General features: G+C 56.2%; 17 protein-coding genes. 7 read left to right on the top strand and 10 right to left on the bottom strand.

The genetic code is table 11. From position 1 onward, the window contains the following. Nucleotides 1-69: 69 nt before the first annotated feature. Both IMQ33_RS14515 and IMQ33_RS14510 read left to right on the top strand, forming a co-directional pair. Nucleotides 70-378 (top strand): hypothetical protein, encoded by a 309-nt coding sequence (locus IMQ33_RS14515; protein ID WP_196062275.1) that lies wholly within the window; start codon nt 70-72, stop codon nt 376-378. A gap of 243 nt (nt 379-621) precedes the next feature. Continuing rightward, nucleotides 622-1,200, top strand: coding sequence for a helix-turn-helix transcriptional regulator (locus IMQ33_RS14510; protein WP_173409798.1), 579 nt, complete (start codon nt 622-624; stop codon nt 1,198-1,200). Nucleotides 1,201-1,245: 45 nt separating this feature from the next. Here IMQ33_RS14510 and IMQ33_RS14505 read toward each other — a convergent pair whose 3' ends face one another. The 3 genes from IMQ33_RS14505 to IMQ33_RS14495 all read right to left on the bottom strand — a co-directional run bounded on the left by IMQ33_RS14505 (nt 1,246) and on the right by IMQ33_RS14495 (nt 4,098). Next, nucleotides 1,246-2,700 (bottom strand): carboxylesterase, encoded by a 1,455-nt coding sequence (locus IMQ33_RS14505; RefSeq protein WP_098928636.1) that lies wholly within the window; start codon nt 2,698-2,700, stop codon nt 1,246-1,248. A 148-nt stretch (nt 2,701-2,848) separates the two neighbouring features. Further along, entirely contained in the window at nt 2,849-3,316 is a 468-nt protein-coding gene (locus IMQ33_RS14500) for a glycine zipper 2TM domain-containing protein (RefSeq protein ID WP_065686966.1), read from the bottom strand. A 329-nt stretch (nt 3,317-3,645) separates the two neighbouring features. Beyond that, a complete protein-coding gene (locus IMQ33_RS14495; RefSeq protein WP_196062274.1) occupies nt 3,646-4,098 on the bottom strand; it encodes a periplasmic heavy metal sensor in 453 nt (150 codons plus the stop codon). 153 nt (nt 4,099-4,251) lie between these two features. Between IMQ33_RS14495 and IMQ33_RS14490 the strand changes: the two genes are divergently transcribed. The 3 genes from IMQ33_RS14490 to IMQ33_RS14480 are packed head-to-tail and all read left to right on the top strand — an operon-like array spanning nt 4,252 to nt 7,517. Then, entirely contained in the window at nt 4,252-4,425 is a 174-nt protein-coding gene (locus IMQ33_RS14490; protein WP_161713845.1) for a hypothetical protein, read from the top strand. Beyond that, nucleotides 4,415-6,187 carry an ATP-binding protein gene (locus IMQ33_RS14485; RefSeq protein WP_196062273.1) on the top strand — a complete coding sequence of 591 codons (1,773 nt, stop codon included), beginning with the start codon at nt 4,415-4,417 and terminating at the stop codon, nt 6,185-6,187. Before IMQ33_RS14490 ends, IMQ33_RS14485 begins: the two co-directional genes overlap by 11 nt. Next, nucleotides 6,174-7,517, top strand: a complete 1,344-nt coding sequence (locus tag IMQ33_RS14480; protein ID WP_196062272.1) for a sigma 54-interacting transcriptional regulator — start codon at nt 6,174-6,176, stop codon at nt 7,515-7,517. Before IMQ33_RS14485 ends, IMQ33_RS14480 begins: the two co-directional genes overlap by 14 nt. Before the next feature lie 259 nt (nt 7,518-7,776). On the opposite strand, the gene IMQ33_RS14475 is transcribed toward IMQ33_RS14480, so the two are convergent. The 4 genes from IMQ33_RS14475 to IMQ33_RS14460 all read right to left on the bottom strand — a co-directional run bounded on the left by IMQ33_RS14475 (nt 7,777) and on the right by IMQ33_RS14460 (nt 12,794). Continuing rightward, entirely contained in the window at nt 7,777-9,108 is a 1,332-nt protein-coding gene (locus IMQ33_RS14475; protein ID WP_196062271.1) for a cytochrome c, read from the bottom strand. Nucleotides 9,109-9,114: 6 nt separating this feature from the next. Beyond that, a complete protein-coding gene (locus IMQ33_RS14470; RefSeq protein WP_196062270.1) occupies nt 9,115-11,385 on the bottom strand; it encodes a molybdopterin cofactor-binding domain-containing protein in 2,271 nt (756 codons plus the stop codon). Then, on the bottom strand, nt 11,382-11,855 hold the full coding sequence (locus IMQ33_RS14465; RefSeq protein WP_196062269.1) for a (2Fe-2S)-binding protein: 474 nt from the start codon (nt 11,853-11,855) through the stop codon (nt 11,382-11,384). The genes IMQ33_RS14470 and IMQ33_RS14465 overlap by 4 nt, the downstream gene beginning before the upstream one ends. A 201-nt stretch (nt 11,856-12,056) precedes the next feature. After that, nucleotides 12,057-12,794, bottom strand: coding sequence for a carbonic anhydrase (locus IMQ33_RS14460; RefSeq protein ID WP_065686958.1), 738 nt, complete (start codon nt 12,792-12,794; stop codon nt 12,057-12,059). A 267-nt stretch (nt 12,795-13,061) separates the two neighbouring features. Here IMQ33_RS14460 and mltB point away from each other — a divergent pair, with 267 nt between their 5' ends. After that, nucleotides 13,062-14,141, top strand: a complete 1,080-nt coding sequence (gene mltB / locus IMQ33_RS14455; protein ID WP_196062268.1) for a lytic murein transglycosylase B — start codon at nt 13,062-13,064, stop codon at nt 14,139-14,141. 389 nt (nt 14,142-14,530) lie between these two features. Then, nucleotides 14,531-14,614 carry a damage-inducible type I toxin DinQ gene (dinQ, locus tag IMQ33_RS26400; protein ID WP_363135933.1) on the top strand — a complete coding sequence of 28 codons (84 nt, stop codon included), beginning with the start codon at nt 14,531-14,533 and terminating at the stop codon, nt 14,612-14,614. Between the two features lie 57 nt (nt 14,615-14,671). Here dinQ and IMQ33_RS14450 read toward each other — a convergent pair whose 3' ends face one another. Genes IMQ33_RS14450 through IMQ33_RS14440 form a run of 3 tightly spaced genes read right to left on the bottom strand, consistent with a single transcriptional unit; the run spans nt 14,672 to nt 19,423 of the window. Further along, nucleotides 14,672-15,841 (bottom strand): HlyD family type I secretion periplasmic adaptor subunit, encoded by a 1,170-nt coding sequence (locus IMQ33_RS14450; RefSeq protein ID WP_046808076.1) that lies wholly within the window; start codon nt 15,839-15,841, stop codon nt 14,672-14,674. A gap of 10 nt (nt 15,842-15,851) precedes the next feature. Then, nucleotides 15,852-17,990, bottom strand: a complete 2,139-nt coding sequence (locus IMQ33_RS14445; RefSeq protein WP_196062267.1) for a type I secretion system permease/ATPase — start codon at nt 17,988-17,990, stop codon at nt 15,852-15,854. Nucleotides 17,991-18,016: 26 nt separating this feature from the next. After that, entirely contained in the window at nt 18,017-19,423 is a 1,407-nt protein-coding gene (locus IMQ33_RS14440; protein WP_230326755.1) for a TolC family outer membrane protein, read from the bottom strand. Nucleotides 19,424-19,581 lie beyond the last annotated feature (158 nt).

Below are 19,581 nucleotides of genomic sequence, written 5' to 3'. Positions count from 1 at the left end.
TAGCCACAAATTCCAGCCTTATTCTATCTGTCATGGCCTACATAGATTGTGTGAAAGAGGATGTTACCCATGCAAAGACCGATAAATAAGGTATCAGGTTTACTGATGGGAATGCTGATAACGGTTATCTCTAATCCGAGTTGGGCAGCGCTCACCGTGACGGTAGGAAGCGCTCAGCAACTTACTGTCACCGTTCCCGTGAATCCACCGGTGATCTCGGCCGGTGTAGACGTTCCGGTGGGGACGGTACTTTATCAGGGAAACCTGAATATGCTAGATACCTATTATGAAACAAAATGGACAACCCAACTTGGCTGGGGGGAGAGCGCCCAAGCACTGACGCTGTTTAACTTCTCAGCGGAACAGAGCGTGAACTGACCGGAAGATGGTCGTTCGACAATTCGAATTCCCTTGGCTGCCCGTTATATTAAAACGTCGGCGGTTCCGACGCCGGGCAAGGCGAATGGTAAAGTGGTGTTTACCATTAACTATTATTAGTTGTGGCCCATGGATAGCGTAGCTCATGAATTTAAAAACGCTACATTTGGCCATGTTAGAGCCTCGGATTGCTGTTGTAGCGATGAGATGGAGATTTGTTTTTCATAAAGGAGTGCCATTGATATGGCTGGAAGAATTAATATAATTACCGATAATTATTATTTTTTTGTTGGGCTTAAGGCGTATTTGCATGCCGAGGGGAGAGTGATTAACTTAATGGCACTCAATGAACTGAAAAATACCAGCGCCAGTAGTTTTGGTAAAGAAGATGTGCTGGTTTTTCATATGTTGAATTCCATGAGTGAAATGTCGTTCTTGATTGCCGTTGCCAAATTCCCGGGCAAAGTGATTTTTTTGCCACGTGAAATGAAAATAAAATTCAACCTGGATTTTGGGCGACATATTGCCTTTGCAGAGGATGCTGATGTAGACGCGGTATTTAATGAGTTAGTCAAGATAGTCGGTGGGGAGCTTCCCGTTGCTACTTTTCTCCAGGATAGCTTAACCCGCAGAGAGAAGGCCGTACTGCTGTCTATGATCGATGGCATGAATATGCAAGCCATCGGCCACAGCTTACGTATCTCAACCAAAACCGTGTATACCCACCGGCGTAATGCCCTGCATAAACTGGGAGTGCGTAACCTGTTTCAGGCGTGCCCAATAAAAACCAGCGTGCTCAATTCGGCTATTTTTTCCGGTTGAAACCACGGCTTGTACCGAATGGGCACTGGCCGTGGTTAACCTATCTTATTTCGTTGGCGCAGGGCCAATATTGTCATCTATGCGTTTGAGCATATAAGGGAAGAACGGGTTGGAGGACAGACGCATCAGCGAATCCAGCCCGACCACTAGCACCGCCCGCTCGCCACGTGCTGCAAAGGTCCCCAGGCTGATACCGTACTGATTGCGCGGTTCCGGGTAGCGCCCGTACAGGGAATCACTCAGCGGGAACGGCAACGCCACGTGCGATAGCGAGAAGATATCCGGCAAATAGGTGATACCGAGCAGATCCGTGGTTTCTGCCGTTTGCCCTGCGACGATGGTACGCGCCTCGGTATCGGTAGTTTCCGGCGTCACGTTGGTGACGATGGTGGCCGTATAGTTACGCGGTGGCGGTGGCAGCAGCCGCGGCAGCGCGGTATAGGATGAGCTTCGGAGTAACGGCCCAAACGCTACCGCCTGGTTTAAATCAAATAACACCACCTCACTGCCGTTGGCGGGGAGATGGTTATACAGCGCTGTAATCACCGCACGGGTGCTGACGGTCGAGTCCATCACCGATTGGAACGTCAGGATCGGTGGCAATTCACCCATTTTCCCGTTGCGCGAATCGGCGGCAATCTGCTTTTGCAATGCCTGGGTTAGCTGGAAGGACTGGCGTGCCGCATTCACCGGGAACGAATTGTATTTGAACGGGTTAAACTCCGGCACAATCCCCAACCATGCCGCCTTGGCAAACGCCGGGAAGATGGCTGGCCAACCGGCAATACCGGCAAAACGGGCAAAGCTGGTGACGCCGATCATCGGTGAAATCAGCACCACACGCTGGGGTTTGGTCAGCCTAGGGTCATCCAACGCATCTAACGTGTATTTCATCGCCAACGCGCCGCCGTTTGAGAAGCCAACGATATGCAGCGGTACATTATCACCCGCCAGGCGTTTGGCTTCACGGATCGCCAAGCGGGTGGCGGCCATCCAATCCTGCCAATCCACATCGGTCAGTGCTCCCGGTACGGTGCCGTGCGCCGGTAAACGAATACCGACCGCCACATAACCATACTCACGGTAATTGTCCGCAATATGCCGCAGGCTGTAAGGGGTATCGGTCAAACCATGCAACAGCACCACAGCGCCTTTCGGTTTGCCTTCCGGCATCATGGTGTAGGAGCGGTTCCAGTCAGTGGGAAACTTTTCGGGATAGATTGGGCTTTCGGCATAGTAGCGGTTTAACGAGGTCTGCTGGCTGCTGTCCAACTTGTCGGTCACATTCTGGCGGACCTCTTTGAAAATGGCGTCCTCGGCAGTCAGATAATCCGCCCAACTGGCCTTATCGATCTCATCGGCGTGCATTTCATCAGGGACAAAGGTATGCCAAAGCTGTAACGATGGCCCACGCTGGGTGTCATAAACTCGCATGCCCAGCGCACCGACGATTAACACCACCAACAGCAGGGCAATGCGTTTAATCCATTTGATAAACATCAGGTTTAACTCCGTTTTTTATTGTAATGGTCGAGCCGGAAAACTCGCTATCATCCCACAAGGGGAGTTCGTCCCTGAATTCTGTATCCTATCAGCAAGGGGGCCATGTTGCGGCCTGACACCTAAACCGTGAAGCAACTTGTTCCCTTTAGCGTGGTGATACGGTGGTGGTGCTGCCATTGGTCACCAGTGCAACGCGCTGCCCTGTATGGAACTGGGTTGAGCCCTGTGCCTGAACGACCACGATATTCACACCATCATCCCGGCGCACTTCCAGTTCCACCCCGGCGCTGCGGTTCATGGCGCTTTGGATCCCTGAGCCAGCAGCTGCGCCTCCCACGGCACCCGCCGCCGTTGCCAGGCTGCGTCCTGAGCCGCCACCCACGGTATTACCCAGGAAGCCACCGACTACGGCCCCGCCAATAGCCCCAGCGGCGTTGGTGCCATCACCCCCCTGGATGGTGACCGGGCGCACGGAGACCAGCGTGCCATAAGTGACGAAGTTGGCCTGCCTGGCCTGCGCTGCAGTAAAGGTATCGCCGGAAGCGGTGCGATTAGCGTTACATCCGCTGAGAACGGCGGCAGCAAGAGCGACAACAATGATTGTTTTATTCATGAGATAACTCCGAGCAAGTTAAGTGCGCAAAGAGACAGTCTCTGTCTCATGCAAATAAGTATGGCAGGAACTTGATTTTATTCAGGTGATACGACAAAAAATTATATTCGGGCGTAAGAATAGAGATTAAGCGTTTTAGTATGCTGTTTTACGTCAATTTTCCAAGAATATTCTCATTAATAAGTCTTAAATCAGTCTTATTAATTGTTCTTAAGGGGGGAATCAATGGCGGGGGCTGCCTGAGCAATCCTGGAATTGCGAAGAATTGGCGGGAGAAACCAGAACAGGGCTGGTGTTCTCCCGATTTTATCTCAGGGTAATGTTAGGGGTTAACGGCAGCCGCGTCCGCCGTGCATCCCCGCTCCGCCCATCCCGTGGCCCATCATTGGCACGCTAGCCTTGGCCAGATCGGTATCCAGCGCTACGCGTTGTTGATATAGGTTGTCACGCAATGCGGTAACTTCTTTGCTCACGGCCAAGACCTTTTGTTCATCCAAAGGCTTGCTGGTCAGAAGCGCCTGATATTCGTATTGCTTGGACATCAGCTGTTGGCGCAGATCGGCGGTTTTCGACTGGAACTCATCAAAGGCTTTCTGGCTGACGGCTTGCTGTTCAGGCGTCAAGTTCGCGCGGTTACCGTGCTGATAACCCATCCCCTGATGAGTTCCCTGTGCATTGGTCATGTTTGCGTGGTAACCATTTTGCGCCAGCGCGGTAGTGCTAACACCGGTCAGCAGGGCAACGGAGATAACGGCGGCGAAGGTGGTTTTAGTTAGCGTCATGATTGATTTCCTTTTGTTTAGGGTTCATGGATTCCATTTCTTTCATTGCAACCGTCGTGCCAGCTTCAGGCTGGCATGGGAATTGTATAGTTCCAGGATCGCCGTTAGGGCTTGGCTATCTCAGCCAACGGGCGCCAGCCAAGGAACTCCAACATGCAGCGCGTTAAGTTTATGACAGTAATAAAAATAACTGATGGTGGAGGGTGGCCGTTTGCTGGCCGCAATCCAGAGATAAAGTGGGTTATTTTTACTCGCCATACTGATAGTGTGGGTAATAATTACCCGCACGCTGGCGTACCGGTTGCAGAGGAAGCCCATGGAATTTAAAACCAAATCGACGCTCTTATCTGCCTGGATTGCGATCGCAGCGGTTGCGTTACTGCTCGGCATTATCATCACGCTGGCCATTAAAGATCTGCAGCGTGGGCGTGAGGTGGAGATCCAAACGCTGCGAGAAAAAAGCGCGGTGTTGATGAGCTCGTTTGAATCCGGTGCTCGTACCGGTATGGGCATGCGCTGGCGTCACGAGCAGCGTCAAACTCTGTTGGAGGAGATGGCCTATCAGCCGAACGTGCTGTACATCGCCATTACCGATCGCTCTGGCCGCATCCTGGCGCACAGCGATCCACAACGCGTTGGCCAGCAGTTGTATAGCCCGCAACAGATGGCTGAGCTGAAGGTCTCCAGCGATGCACAGTGGCATATGACGAGCTTTGATGAGCCACAGGATCGGCAGCAGAATGCTTTCGAAGCCTACCGTTGGTTTAAGCCGCTCAAGCGTGGCAGCGGCCACTCTGGCCATATGATGAACCGATCGCGTATGCAGGAGGCTGCCGAGCCTCAGGATGATGAGCAAACCGTCATTTTTGCGGCGTTAGACACCGTCGCGCTGGATGCCGCCCAGGCAAAGGATATGCGCAACACCTCGATTTTGCTGTCCATCTTGCTGTTGCTGGCGTTAGCCAGTTTGTTGGCGCTGTTCTGGGGGCGCCGTTATCAACGCTCCAGCCAGCAGTTGCAGGACTCAAGGGCCTTCTCCAGCGAAATTATCAGTAACTTGCCGATGGGCTTGATCACCACCAATGATCAGCACCAGATCCGGGTAGTTAATCATGCGGCAGAAGTGATGTTGGGCTGCAGTGCCGCCGAGCTGTTTGGCCAGCCCAGCCATCAGGCGCTACCCACCGAATGGCAGCAACTGGCGCAGAAAAGTAGCCACGGCCAGCCGATCATCGAACAGGATATTGATCATCGTCTGGCTGGTGGGCAGAGCCTGCCGTTGAGCATCAGCGTGGCGAATATTGTTAATCACAGCGGCCATTTTCTGGGCAACGTGTTTATCTTTCGCGATATGCGGGAAATTCGTCAGCTGCAAGAGGAGATCCGCCGCAAAGAAAAGCTGGCGGCTATCGGCGATTTAGCGGCTGGCGTGGCCCACGAAATCCGCAACCCGCTTTCCTCCATCAAAGGCTTCGCCAAGTATTTTGCCGATCGCTCGCCTGCGGGTAGCGAACAGCATGAACTGGCCAAGGTGATGGCGAAAGAGGTCGATCGTCTCAACCGGGTGATCACCGAGTTACTGGCGCTGGTGCGCCCTGCCGATCTGCGTTTGCAGCGGGTGGCGATTAACGAGGTGATCGAACATTCGCTACACCTGATCCGTCAGGATGCTGAGAGTAACAACATCGCTCTCCGTTCCCGCTGTGATGAAGCTTTGCCGCTGGTGGAGATCGACCCCGATCGCCTCACTCAGGTGTTGTTGAATCTGTATCTCAATGCCATTCAGGCAATTGGCTCGGATGGCGTACTCGAGGTTGAAGTTGAAACAACCCGGGATGGGGCGATGCGCATTACCGTCAGCGACTCGGGTGCAGGTATCCCACCTGACGACCTTGGAAAAATCTTCAACCCTTACTTCACCACCAAGGCGGCGGGCACCGGCCTGGGGCTAACCATGGTGCAAAAAGTGATCGAGGAGCACCAGGGGACGATCGCCGTTACCAGCGGCCAACCAACGGGCACACGCTTTACAATGGTGATCCCACTTAGTCACCAAACACCGCAGGGAGAGGTTTATGCAGACGCCTAATGCACATATTTTGCTGGTTGAGGACGATCTCAGCCACTGCACCATCCTCCAGGCGCTGATAAACGGCTGGGGTTACCGAGTCAGCGTGGCGCATAACGGCCGACAAGCGTTGGAGCAGGTCAGGGCGCAACCGTTTGATCTGATCCTCAGCGACGTGCGGATGGCGGAAATGGACGGCATCGCAGCGCTGAAGGCCATCAAAAGCTATAACCCGGCGATCCCGATCCTGATCATGACCGCCTACTCCAACGTGGAGTCTGCCGTTGAAGCGATTAAGGCGGGGGCTTATGACTATCTGACCAAGCCTCTCGATTTCGATACGCTGCAGCTCACGCTGGCACGCGCGCTGGAGCATACCTCGTTAAAGAGCGAGAACCAGGATCTGAAGCAGCGTTTGCGGTTCGATCAGCAAAATTTTATTGGCCGCAGTGAACCGATGCGCAAGTTGCTGGAAATGATCGCCATGATCGCCCCTTCCGAAGCGACGGTGTTGATCAGCGGCGAGTCCGGCACCGGCAAGGAGCTGATAGCTCGGGCCGTACACGCCAATAGCCTGCGCAAGGAACGGCCATTGGTGAGCATCAACTGCGCCGCCTTGAGCGAATCTCTGCTGGAGTCGGAGCTGTTCGGGCATGAGAAAGGAGCATTTACCGGTGCCGATAAACGCCGGGAAGGGCGTTTTATGGAGGCTGATCAGGGCACGCTGTTCCTGGATGAGATTGGAGAAGTCTCGCCGTTGATGCAGGCGAAATTACTGCGGGCGATCCAGGAGCGGGAGATCCAGCGGGTGGGCAGTAATCAGACCCTGTCGGTGGATGTACGCCTGATCGCGGCGACTAACCGGGATCTGTTGGCGGATGTGGAAGCTGGCAGTTTCCGCCAGGATCTCTACTATCGGCTGAATGTGGTGACGGTGGAAAGCCCGCCGCTGAGGGCGCGCAGCGAAGATATTCCGCTGTTGGCAATGCACTTTCTGGCCAAATTTGCCGAGCGTAACCGTAAGACGGTTAAGGGATTTACCCCGTTGGCGATGGATATGCTGCTGAAATACCCCTGGCCGGGCAACGTGCGTGAGCTGGAGAACAGCGTTGAGCGCGGGGTGATCCTGCTGAGTGGGGATTTTATCAGTGAAAAAGAGCTGCCGTTGAGCATCAGCCAGTGCGTCGATGTGCAGCCGGATAGCCAATGTGGCCAAGCGATCCAGCCGTTGGAGCAGGTAGAGAAACAGGCGATTTTGGCGGCGCTGGAACAAACTGCCGGTAACAAGACCGAGGCGGCCAAACAGCTCGGCATTACCCGTAAGACGCTGTTGGCCAAGTTACAGAAGTAGCTTCTGGCTTCTGTTCACACCCCTCACCCTAACCCTCTCCCACAGGGAGAGGGGACCGATCGTGCCACCACTGAATTACAGTAATGTGTCTTTATATTAAGTAGTTACAGAATAACTTTGCCCCCTGCCACGCGTTCCGTTCAGCTCCCTCTCCTTTTTTGATAGAGGGTTGGGGTGAGGGGAGCAGCGATCTCCGGCTGGACATTGATTATCCAGACGGTGTCACAGATTGCTTCCCATACCTGATCACAACGCCGTATCAGCTCCCTCTCCCTGTGGGAGAGGGTTGCGGTGAGGGGGCGGTTTCCGCTCGCAGTTCCGCCACCCGTTGCTGCACATCAGGCCACGGTTTTTGCTTGGCAAAGTCCTGCCGTAGATAGTTCAGCAGCGCGGCGATTTGCGCGTCGTTGAGGTTATAACGGAACGCAGGCATATAGCCCAATTCGCCTTTGGCCGGATGCTGGATACCGGAAAGCACCACGCGGATGGCATTATCCGGGCTGCTGCTATACAGGTTGCTGTTCAGGGCCAGGGAAGGGCGTACGCCCTGCATCTGCGCGCCTTTCTCCTGAGAGTGACAAGCCATGCAGGCCCCGGAGAAAATCCGGGCCCCCTGTGAAGACAGCGGTTCTACGCTTTGCTCCGCTAACCGGCTGATCTCTGAGGCCTTACCGGGCAGGCTTTTCTCCTGAGGATGGAAGGAACTCAGATAGGTAGCAATGGCCTGTAAATCTTCTGGTGGCAACTGAGAAAGACCTTCCTCGATCACCGGTGCCATTGGCCCGGCGGCCACGCCGTGGTTAGCCGAGTAGCCGGTTTGCATAAAGGTCAGCAGATCCCGCTGGCTCCAGGCCAGCGGGATCTGAGCGTTGGCGGTCAGGGCCGGAGCGGTCCAACCTTCTGCAACACCGCCGCTCAAATGTTTGCTGCCCCCTTGCTCACCAAACAGGAAGTTTCGTGGCGAATGGCAGGCGCTACAATGGCCCAGCCCCTCTGTCAGATAGGCCCCCCGGTTCCATTCTTTACTCTGGCTGGCGTCTGGCTGCATGGCACCGGGCGTCAGATAGAGCCAGTTCCAGGTCACGATACCCTGACGGATATTGAAGGGGAAATGTAATGAGGTTTTCGGCGGCTGGTAGTGCACCGCTGGCTGCGTCATCAGGTAAGCGTACAGTGCCTTGAGATCTTCGTCGCTGGTGCGGGTAAATGCGGTATAGGGGAAAGCCGGGTAGAGGTAATTGCCCTGGCGGTCGACCCCGTGACGCATGGCGCGTTCAAAGGCGGGATAGGACCATCTGCCAATTCCTGTTTCCAGGTCGGGCGTAATATTGCTGGTATAGATGGTGCCGAACGGGATCTCCATTGCCAGCCCGCCGGTATTGCGTTCACCTCCGGGGCGGGTGTGGCACACCGCACAATCGCCAAGAGCGGCTAGGTGTTCACCTTTTTCAATCTGCGCCTGGCTGAAATTGTGGGTATTCAGCAGTTCGGTTTGCACCATTTCTGGCTGCCAGGTGGCAATCCCACCTACCGCGACGATGATGGCAACGGCCAGCGCGCCCAGCCCGGCGATTTTCTTTATCTTGTGCATAATGTGTTACCCGTTTGCATGGCTGGAAGAGGTGGCAGTAGCTAAAGCCTTCAGGATCCGTTCCGGGGTGAAGGGGACTTCACGCAGTCTGACGCCCAGCGCATCAAATAACGCATTGGCGATGGCGGCAGCGCTCGGTACGGAGGCGGATTCACCGGCCCCCATCGGCGGCTCATGCGGGTTATCCAGCAGTTGGATATCCACCTCTGGTAGTTCGTCAAACCGCAGCAGAGGGTAACCGCCCCAATCCAGTGAGGTCACACCGCTGCTGTCAAAGGTGACAAACTCTTTCAGGACCCGGCTGGCAGACTGGATGATGTTGCCATGTACCTGATGGCGCACCCCGGCCGGATTGACGATTTGCCCGCAGTCGTGGGCAACGTAGATCTTGTTCAGTTTGATCTGCCCATTGCGGCGATTAACGCTGAGATCGCAGACCCAGGCCGCCCAGGCGGCACCAAACCCGGGGAATTTGCTGTGGAAGTAACGGGCATAGGCGAAACCTCGGCCATTGACCACCTCTTGATCCTCGGCCACCGGATTACGATGGGCGGGGCCATCCTTCCAGTTGGCCTGTTTTTTCAGCGCGTGGATCAACGTAATGGCGCGCGGATCGGTTAAATATTGCAGCCGGTAGGCGATCGGATCCTGTTTGGCGAGGTAGGCCAACTCGTCGATCCAGCTTTCATGGGCAAACACGTTCGGCAGCGCCGACACGCCACGCATCCAGGAAGCCCGCACGATGGGGGCTGCATCTTCCGCAATCACCCGCATATGCGGATATTCATACTGCGGCACGGCGGTACGGTCACCCATTTGCTGTACATCTGGCCGATTGGCGACCTTGCCGGTTAATACCAGCGGCAGGGTGACGGCGTTGTTGGAGGGATAGCTGGTTCTCAGCTCATAGGCGGCGACCTGATGGTTGGCATCCAGCCCGCCACGTACGCGGATCAATTGCCCGGTACCTTTTGGCTCCCAACCCGCTTCCTGCTCGCGCATCAACTGCACCCGCACCGGCTTGCCGGTGGCATGTGACAGTAAGGCCGCATCTGCCGAAACGTCGTCGGCACAGTTACGGCCATAACAGCCGGAAGCTTCCATACGGTTGATATGTACCTGCTCCGGCTCACGGCCAAGCAATTTAGCAATGTCTTTGCGCAGGTCGTGGGGATTTTGCGTACCAGACCAGATTTCCACCTGATGCGCGTTCACCTCGGCCACGGCACAGGAAGGGCCGATAGAGGCATGTAAATGATAAGGCCAGACGTAGTCGACATTGACCTGAGTTGTGACCGCGGCAAGGGCGTCGGTGGTGCCCGGATCGTCGCGCAGAATTCGCTCGGCTTTCGGCATGGCTTCCAGAGTAGCGTGCAGCTTATCCAAAGACAGATCCGGTAACCCGGCCCAGGGCTGCCATTGCACCTTTAATTGGCGCATGGCTGCGATCGCCTGCTCCTCACGCTCGGTCACGATGCCGATAAAATCATTAATGACCACCAGTTTGACAATGCCGGGTAGGTGGGCGATGGATCCCCGATCGACGGAGATCATCGCTTTTCCCAATGGTGCGCTGCTGTCTGCTCCGGCATAAGGCGGGCGCACCACCCGGCCATGTAACATGCCTGGTAGGCGCATATCATGCACATAGGTCAGTTGGCCGCGAACCTTGGCCGGAATATCGACGCGCGCGACCGGTTTGCCCACATACTGGCCGCTTTGCGGGCTTTTCAGCCCCACATTGCTGTTCAGCGGCAGATGCAGATCCTGCCCACGCGCCAGTTCGGCGTAGCTCAGGCGGGTTGAGGGGGCATCTGGGGCAAAGACAAAGCCATTGGCGGTTGTCAGCTGTGCGGCCGGGCGCTTGAAGGCCATAGCTGCCAGTTCCACCAGCAATTGCCGTACCTGCGCTGCCGCCTGACGCAAGGGAACCGAGGTTACCTGAATGGTGGCGCTGGCGATGGTTGGGCCTTGATCGGGCGTACGATTGGTATCGCCCAGGATCAGCGTAACATCGTCGAAAGCCACGTCCAGTTCATCGGCGACAATCTGCGCCAGTGAGGTGCGTATGCCGGTGCCGAGATCGACGTGGCCGTTAAACGCGGTCACTTTGCCGTCGGCACTGAGGGCAATAAAGCTGCTGATACGGTCCAGAGGGATCGCTCGACCTGCGGCGGCAGGGCTGCCCGCCAGCGCGTTTAAGGGTAACAGGCTGCTGACCATCACTACGCCACCCGCCTGCAGCAGGCGGCGACGGGTTATCTGCATCTCCATCATTGGGCACCGCGCTCGGCCAGTAGCCGCTTGGCCTGTTGCGCCGCAGCCAGAATTTCCAGATGGGTACCGCAACGGCACAGGTTGAAGGCTAATTCGTTTTTTATCTGTTGCTCGCTGGCTTTGGGATCGCGTTCAAACAGCGCCACCAGCGTCATAATCATGCCGTTGGTGCAGTAGCCACACTGCGCGGCCTGTTCATCGATAAAGCCCTGTTGCACCGGATGTAAATGGCCTTCCTGGCTTAGCCCTTCCAGCGTGGTGATCGTTTTGCCTTGGGCTGCAGACAGCGGGGTGGAACAAGAGCGGGCCGCAACGCCGTCGATCAGTACGGTACAGGCACCGCATTCACCCAGGCCACAGCCATATTTGGGGCCGTTGAGTTGTAGATCGTTGCGTAGGACATACAGCAGGGGAGTCTCTGGTGGGATATTGCTCAGTGCGACCAAACGGCCATTAACCTTAATTTCCATGTAAAACCCTATCCTTGATGAGTTTAATTTTTTGTGAATTCTATGTTGATGGCTGGGGGCTTGTTTGATCAAAAGAGGGATTTTTAATGATTCGCAGAATAATTATTGAAACAGGATGTGATGTAATGCATTGATAATCAATAAGAGTTATAAGCAGCGGCGAGCCAATGCCCACCGCTGTTGTGAGAGGTTAGCCAGGGGTTAAGCGAGAAACTCAACCTTGCCGCCGTCCAGATGGTACATGCTGCCTACAATCTTGATTTTTCCTTCCTCTTCCAGTTTTTTCAGCACCGGGCTGTTTTTGCGGATATCGGCGATGGTCATCTCGACGTTGGTTTTGGCGACGGCATCGACAAACTCATAGTTGCTACCGCTGCGTTCGCCTTTAAATTCGGTCTTGTCGATGGCCGGTTTGATCTTGTTGAGCAGCCCGGTCAGGTTACCCAGCTCGACATTTTCGATGGCTCCTTTTACCGCACCGCAGGCGGTGTGTCCCATCACCAGCACCACTTTGGCTCCGGCAGCGGCGCAGGCAAACTCCATGCTGCCCAGAATGTCGTCATTCTGGATATTACCGGCAACGCGCGCGTTAAAGGTTTCACCAATGCCGACGTCAAACAGGAGTTCCGCCGGGGCGCGTGAGTCAATGCAGCTTAAAATGACCGCCGCCGGGAACTGCCCCTGAGCACTGGCCTGCTTCTGGGCGACATAGTCATGCTGCTGCATTTTGCCTTCCCGAAAGCGCATATTGCCTTGTTTAAAGCTGGCGATGATGTCGTCCGGCGTCATTTTATCGCGCTGTTCTTTGGTCATTGCGGCGGCAAAGGCCACTGAAGGTGCGGTGAAACCGGCAATGCCGGTCATGGCTAATACTGAAAGGGCTGCGGTACGTTTTAGCAGGGCACGGCGTGGCGGTTCTTGATCGGGGAGCTTACTCATATACGTTATTCCTCTTGTGCTGCTTTGGAGAGAAAACACATTGATTGCGCCAGTTCGCAGGGGCAACGAAGCAACCTAGCGTAGTGGCGTTGAACGGGTATCGCCTTGATAAAGGTAAGCACTAGTAAGTGTATATGTGCCCTTGCTTTTTAGCTGGGTATTTTGTGAACAAAATGAGGCCGCCGGGGACCAGATTCCTGTTTGTTCGCGCCAGACAATGGCTTAACATAGTGACAACTTTTTTTGCCTGGCCTATATGGATATCCAATGCGTCACCTGGTTACGCTTTTACCCCTGATCCCTTTGCTGGCTGCCTGTAGCAGCGAGCCTAAACCTACCGAGCAACTGGCCCCCCCAGATAGCCTGGTGCAGAGTGGCTTTGTGCTTGAACCGGAGCATGCCATTCATCCGCTGGGCGGCGACTTTGCCGATAATCCGGCGACGGCGCGCTTTATCGACAAGATGGTGCAGGAGCACGGCTTTGAGCGCCAGCAGTTGCATGACGTGCTAGCCCAGGCCAAACAGCTGGACTGGGTGGTGGCTCTGATGGATAAGCAGGCACCGGCAGGTAAGCCATCGACCACGCCAAACGGCGCTTGGATCCGCTATCGCAACAAGTTCCTGACGCCGGACAACGTGCAGAACGGGGTGGTATTCTGGAATAAATATGAGGCGGATCTCCAGCGCGCCTATCAGGTTTACGGTGTACCGCCAGAAATTATCGTGGGCATCATCGGGGTAGAAACTCGCTGGGGCCGGGTGATGGGCAAAACGCGCATTATCGATGCGTTGGCAACGCTGTCGTTTAACTACCCACGCCGTGCTGACTACTTTAGCGGTGAATTGGCCACCTTCTTGCTGATGGCGCGTGCCGAAGGTGACGATCCGCTTTCCCTGCGCGGCTCCTACGCCGGTGCGATGGGCTACGGCCAGTTTATGCCTTCGTCGTTCAAGAGCTATGCGGTTGACTTCAACGGCGACGGCCATATCAACCTGTGGGATCCGGTGGATGCCATCGGCAGCGTGGCCAACTACTTCAAAGCTCATGGCTGGACGCGTGGGGCAACGGTGGCGGTGCCGGCTAATGGCCAGGCTCCTGGTTTAGAGACTGGTTTTAAAACCAACTACTCGGTGGCTACGCTGGCCGCAGCGGGCTTGACGCCGCAAGGCTCGTTGGAAGGTAATCAGCAGGTCAGCCTGCTGCGTCTGGATATGGGTAACCGTTATCAATACTGGTACGGTCTGCCGAACTTCTACGCCATCACCCGCTATAACCACAGCGTACATTATTCGATGGCGGTGTGGCAGTTGGGTGAAGCGGTGGGCAGGGCTCGGCGCGGGCAGTGAGTTTTTCTGATTTTTGAGCGAGTTTCAGGCGTAAAAAAACCCGATGGTGAATCGGGTTTTTTTTTACTTTCCGGCCTGAGTTGGTGTCTCTGGCCAGGATGAGAACATCATCATCTAACAACCCAATATTATTACCTTAAAGGTAATTTCGCAAGTTGGGGATGGGGCGTCGGAACTAAAGGTGGGTATAATCGGCTGGTTAGCTCTGTTGATGGTATTGCTCTGGGATTGTGCATGACGCTTTCTAAGTCCTGGCTGAATTACGGGTGGTGCCGGTTTCGGTGCTCTGGCTGGAGTGAGAACATCATCATCTAACAATGAGATATCTGCCGCGACAGGCAATGGAAGGGTAAGCGGTAGTGCTCTCACTCCTTTTTAAGGAGTAACGGATGAAAACTTTCATTGATAAAGTTCTCATCGTTCTGAAAGCGCTGGTTGCGCTGTTGGAACTGATCCGCAGATTCATCGACTGATGAAGGTGGAAACGTAAATAAGGCCAGGGAGGCTAACCACTCTCTGGCCTTTAATAATTACCGTTCCCGCAGTGACTCTTTCACCTTGTTCAGCGGCTTGATAAGGTAATCCAGCACGCTTTTCTGCCCGGTCTTGATCTCCACGCTGGCCACCATTCCCGGCACAATCGGGAACTTCTTGCCCGCCTTATTCATCAGCTCCGCCTGCTTGGTACGTACGTAAACCCGGTAGTAATACTGGTCACGTTTGACCTCGTCTTGAATGGTATCCGGGGAAACGTTCTCCACCTCGCCATTCAGGTTGCCGTAGATCGAAGAGTCGTAGGCGGTCACCTTGACGGTGGCTGGCAGGCCAGGGCGGATATAGGCGATATCCCTTGGGTTGATGCGGGTTTCGATCAGCAACTGATCTTCCAACGGCACGATCTCCATCAGTTTGCCACCCGGCTGCAACACGCCGCCCACGGTGGTCACCTGAATATCCTTCACGATCCCACGCACAGGCGAGACCATGGTGGCACGATCCAACTGATCTTCCTTACCGTTCACCAGTTCTAACTGGGCGTCGAGATCGGCGTTGTTTTTTACCTGCTCCTCACGCGCCCGCACGGCATATTGGTTGATTGCCTCGTCAATCTTGCCTCTCAGCTCACTAACCTGCCGCCGTAGGCGGATTACTTCAACCTGGCCGGCAGCCCCTTTGGCGACCAGCGGTTCGGTCATGCGTAATTCCTGCTGGACCAACTGCATCGACTGTTGCAGATTGCTGACGGTTTCATCGCGGTTGCGCTTGCGGGACTCATACAGCTGGCGTTCACGGGCCACCAGACTTGGCTCCTTCAGGGTATCGGCGCTGAACTGCAGTGGCTCGCCGGTCAGCTCGGAACGCAGGCGTTCGGCGGAGGCGCGCAGGGTCCGCACGCGGGAAAAGGCCTCGCCATAGTTGGACTGAAAGCGTTTCACATCCAACTGCGCCAGTTTCTGGCCCTTGTTGACGATGTCCCCTTCGTGCACATACAGGTGATCGATAATCCCACCGTCCAGGCTCTCAATCAGCTGCGCCCGGCTTAAGGGCGTAACCTTGCCGGTGCCGACGGTGACCTCATCGAGTATGGCAAAATAGGCCCAGACCACAAACAGGATCATCCCCAGCAGCGTCAACCAAAGTACCGAGGAGTGCCGCCGCCCCTGGCGTGCCAGATCGTCTTGCATGGTGATATTGCTCATTGCTTGCTCCTCATGCTACGCCCTGTTCTTTATTTATCGGCTTATTGGCTGCCTGCAGGATCTGGTCCCGTGGCCCGTCGGCCACCACGCGGCCGTTATCCAGCACCACAATGCGATCCACCAGCTTCAGCAGCGCTGGCCGATGGGTGACCAGTACCAGCGTGCGGCCGCTCAGCCAGCCGTGCATCTGGCGGATCACGTACTCTTCCAACTGTTCATCCATGGAGGCGGTGGGTTCATCCAGCAGCACGATTTGTGGGTTGCGCAGGATCATACGGCTCAACAACACCATCTGGCGCTGGCCGCCGGACAAGCCGCGGCCTCCTTCATGAATAATGCGATCCAGGCTGGCGGCGTCCTGTTGCACCAGGCTCAGTGCCCCCGAGATCCGCAGTGCCTGGAGCATTTCCGATTCGGTAGCATGAGGGTGCCCGAGCATCAGGTTCTGGCGCAGGCTGCCGAAAAACAGCCGCGACTCCTGCGAGAGAAAGCCCAGTTGGCGGCGCACATCGCTGGGATCGATATGGCTGATGTCGACCCCGTCGATGATCACCTTGCCCCGGGTGGCGCTGGCCTGGCCGGAGAGCAGCTTCAGCAGCGTCGATTTCCCCGCGCCGACTTTGCCGAGGATCGCTACCCGTTCGCCGGGTTTGATCTCCAGATTATTGACGGTGATCGAGTTTTCCCCTTTCTCCACGTCGTAGCTATATTGCAGATTGCGCAGCTGGAAATGGCCGCTGAGCACCGGGCAATGAGCCATCTTGCCCTCTTCAGGCTTATCGAGCGGTTTCTTCAACAGATCGTCAAGGCCTGTCATGGCGGTTTTGGCGTGCTGCCAGCGTGAGAACACCATGGTCAACTGCATCAGCGGGGCGATGGTGCGTGAGGAAAGCAGGCTACAGGCCACCATGGTACCGGTAGTGATATCGCCAGCGAGCACCAGATAGCTGCCAAACACCAGCATCCCGGCATAGGTCAGTTGCTGTACCGTTGAGGCCCAACCGCTGAACCGCGCGCCCCACAGCCGCTGCTGCATACCGATGTTGGCGCTGACCGCGTGGGTCTGCTCCCATTGGCGCTGGAAGTAGGGCTCGGCTTGCAGTGCCTTGATGTCCTCAACCCCTTCGATCGACTCAACCAGCACCGCGTTGCGCAGAGCGCTTTCCCGCATACCTTCCTTCGCCAGCTTGGCCATCGGCCATTGCAGCATGATGCCAGGAATGACGATCAGCGGGATTGCCAGCATGGGGATAAACACCAGCGGGCCACCTACCAGCGCCATAATGGCGAGGAACAGCAGCACGAACGGCATATCCGCCGCCGCACCCACGGTGGTGGAGGTCAGCAATTCCCGTACCTGATCGATCTCCCGCAACTGCGAGATAAACGAGCCGGTCGATTTTGGCCGCGCTTCGTTTTTGATTGCCAGGGCGCGGGCAAACAGCATACCGGAGATCTTCAGGTCGATTTTCTTGCCCATCAGATCGGAGATCACGGTGCGCGACAGGCGGATGGCATACTCCAGCGCCGCCGCGATCAGCACCCCAAAGAACAGCACCCACAGGGTGGAGTAAGACTGAGCCGGAATAACCCGGTCATAGACCTGCATCGAAAACAGAATACCGGCGAGTGCCAGTACGTTGCTGATGATTGATGCCAGCGAGATCTCGCCGATTTGCCGTTTGGCCCCGCGAAAGTGTTGCCAGAACCAGTGTTTGCGGTAGGGCTGTACGAAGTCGTCGATGCGCGCATCCTGCCCGCGCTTCGCCGCTCCCAGCAGCACAATGGTGCCTTGCCCTTTCAGCAGCAGTTCCACCAGCTCGGCCTCTCGTTGCACGTCGCCGCTGTCGTTGAGCCAATACAGCGCCTTGCCTTCGCTGTCGAGGGATTCGATCACCATCAGGCCGCCGTCATCGATCTCGATCAGCGCGGGCAGGATCTCGTTACGCCAGCGGACTTTCTCCCGTGGCTGCAAGCTGACGCTAAGCCCCATCAGATGGCCCAGGCGTTCCAGGCGGCGCGGGGCCGGCAGTTGTTCATACCAGCGCATTTGCTGGCGGACGGATTTGATATCGACAGCCAGACCGTAGCCGTTGGCCGCCCGGGCCATGGCTGCGATCCAGGCTTCGAGTGATGCAGGTTGTGACATAAGCGCTCCTGGCAAAATCATTCAGACTATAGCGACGGTAAGTTGTCGCCACTGGCTCGTTGGCGCTCGATACCCAACATATCCAATAAGTTGTCGACCGCAGAGGCGTAGCGCACCGCTGCGTCCCAGCCGTCGTACAGGGCGGTGACGCGTGAGCTTTCTGCCTGCAGTACGTCTTGTTCCACGCTGAGCAGGTCGTTCAGGCTGCGCTTGCTGAGCTTGTACTCGTCCTGGTAGACGCTGCGGGTGTAGTCCGCGCTGCTCAACTGCTGTGCTCCGGCCAGCTCTCGCTGCTGCGCCCCAATCAGATCCGCATAGGCGGTGGAGGCTTTCTGGTTCATATCCAGCTTGGCGGCCTCGACCTGAGCCTGTGCCGCCTGACGATCGCCCTCGGCGGCATCGACCTTGGCATTGACCGCGCCGCCCTGGTAGATCGGGGCTTGCACCACTAGCTGCAACTGATCGTTCCAATAGGATTGGGCGTCTTTGCCATCGCTCTCATAGCGGGTGCGGCCAGCCTGGACCGAGATGGTAGGCCAGTGCTGGGCCTCGGCCTGGCGAATGCGCTGGGTAGCGGCCTCCTGCTTGGCCTGGGCGCTGAGCACCGCATTGCTTTTTTGATAGGGCAGCGACTTGAGGGTGATTTTCTGTTGCAACAGTTGCTGCGGCAGGTCCGGCAGTTTATCCGGCACGACGCCGGTCAATACGGTAAGCTGCGCCAGGGCCGAACGGTGCTGGGCGCGATACTGTTCCAGCGTGGCGTTCATCCCGGCGATGCGGGTTTGCGCCTGTAACACGTCGGATTGCGAACTGAGGCCAGCATTGGCCCGCAGCTCGGCAATTTCCTTGACCCGGTTCAGCGACACCAGGTTGCGCTCCGCCGCAGTGCCCAAGTCCTGATAGCGTTTGACCTGCAGGTAAGCCTGCAGCGTTTGCTGGCCCACCTCGGTCATGGTTTGGTACAGCGTGTAGCGATAGGCGTCGGAGAGGTTATTTTGCTCCTCAATGCTGCCGCTGGTTTTGCCGAAGTCATACAGCAACTGGTTCAGGGTTACGCCTGCTGAGGCGTTGTTGTTCAAGGTGCCGGAGGAGTCGGTCTGGCTGGATTTGCCAAAATTGCTGTTGAGGGCAATTTGCGGGAACCAGGCGCTTTGCGCCAGCGCCAGATCGGCTTTACCCACGTTAATCTGTGCCGAAGCCTGGGCGATCTGCGGGTTACGAGCAAAGGCTCGCAGGATCGCATCCTGTAACGTCAGCGTCATTACCGAACGTTCTGTCGGTGCGGCTTGCCAGTTAAATTCGACCTGCGGTGCGGCGAGAGTCTGACCTGTCAGCCCGCCTAATCCGCCTAATCCGCCTAATAACAGTCCGATTGTGGCCGCACGCCGTAGCGTGAGCCGAGCTCCATCCATGCCATAAAGGTGTCTTTTCATTATCGCTACCACGTCTTTGCCGATAACCGCGCTTGGTTGCCGTTTCGGCTTTGTTATTGTGACGATCGTTAATTTCGGCGGCCCGTCTCCCGAACGTAACCGCCGCACTACCTTGGCCTGAACTCTGTCATTCCCATGCCACTGGCTCGCTGCTTACG

The organism is Serratia sp. Res13-Sevr-LER1-36-b, assembly GCF_015673035.1.
Lineage (GTDB): Bacteria > Pseudomonadota > Gammaproteobacteria > Enterobacterales > Enterobacteriaceae > Chania > Chania fonticola_C.
The sequence above is the reverse complement of the archived record's forward strand: the minus strand, read 5'-3'. Positions and strand labels throughout refer to the sequence as shown.

Bases quoted from the DNA above. Each gene is read 5' to 3' on its own strand.
- IMQ33_RS14490 (WP_161713845.1), top strand. From the start codon at position 4,252: ATGCAGCGCGTTAAGTTTATGACAGTAATAAAAATAACTGATGGTGGA.
- IMQ33_RS14445 (WP_196062267.1), bottom strand. From the start codon at position 17,990: ATGTCACAACCTGCATCACTCGAAGCCTGGATCGCAGCCATGGCCCGG.
- IMQ33_RS14485 (WP_196062273.1), top strand. From the start codon at position 4,415: ATGGAATTTAAAACCAAATCGACGCTCTTATCTGCCTGGATTGCGATC.
- IMQ33_RS14450 (WP_046808076.1), bottom strand. From the start codon at position 15,841: ATGAGCAATATCACCATGCAAGACGATCTGGCACGCCAGGGGCGGCGG.
- IMQ33_RS14480 (WP_196062272.1), top strand. From the start codon at position 6,174: ATGCAGACGCCTAATGCACATATTTTGCTGGTTGAGGACGATCTCAGC.
- IMQ33_RS14475 (WP_196062271.1), bottom strand. From the start codon at position 9,108: ATGCACAAGATAAAGAAAATCGCCGGGCTGGGCGCGCTGGCCGTTGCC.
- IMQ33_RS14510 (WP_173409798.1), top strand. From the start codon at position 622: ATGGCTGGAAGAATTAATATAATTACCGATAATTATTATTTTTTTGTT.
- IMQ33_RS14505 (WP_098928636.1), bottom strand. From the start codon at position 2,700: ATGTTTATCAAATGGATTAAACGCATTGCCCTGCTGTTGGTGGTGTTA.
- dinQ (WP_363135933.1), top strand. From the start codon at position 14,531: ATGAAAACTTTCATTGATAAAGTTCTCATCGTTCTGAAAGCGCTGGTT.
- IMQ33_RS14440 (WP_230326755.1), bottom strand. From the start codon at position 19,423: ATGAAAAGACACCTTTATGGCATGGATGGAGCTCGGCTCACGCTACGG.
- IMQ33_RS14460 (WP_065686958.1), bottom strand. From the start codon at position 12,794: ATGAGTAAGCTCCCCGATCAAGAACCGCCACGCCGTGCCCTGCTAAAA.
- IMQ33_RS14495 (WP_196062274.1), bottom strand. From the start codon at position 4,098: ATGACGCTAACTAAAACCACCTTCGCCGCCGTTATCTCCGTTGCCCTG.
- IMQ33_RS14500 (WP_065686966.1), bottom strand. From the start codon at position 3,316: ATGAATAAAACAATCATTGTTGTCGCTCTTGCTGCCGCCGTTCTCAGC.
- IMQ33_RS14470 (WP_196062270.1), bottom strand. From the start codon at position 11,385: ATGATGGAGATGCAGATAACCCGTCGCCGCCTGCTGCAGGCGGGTGGC.
- mltB (WP_196062268.1), top strand. From the start codon at position 13,062: ATGCGTCACCTGGTTACGCTTTTACCCCTGATCCCTTTGCTGGCTGCC.
- IMQ33_RS14515 (WP_196062275.1), top strand. From the start codon at position 70: ATGCAAAGACCGATAAATAAGGTATCAGGTTTACTGATGGGAATGCTG.
- IMQ33_RS14465 (WP_196062269.1), bottom strand. From the start codon at position 11,855: ATGGAAATTAAGGTTAATGGCCGTTTGGTCGCACTGAGCAATATCCCA.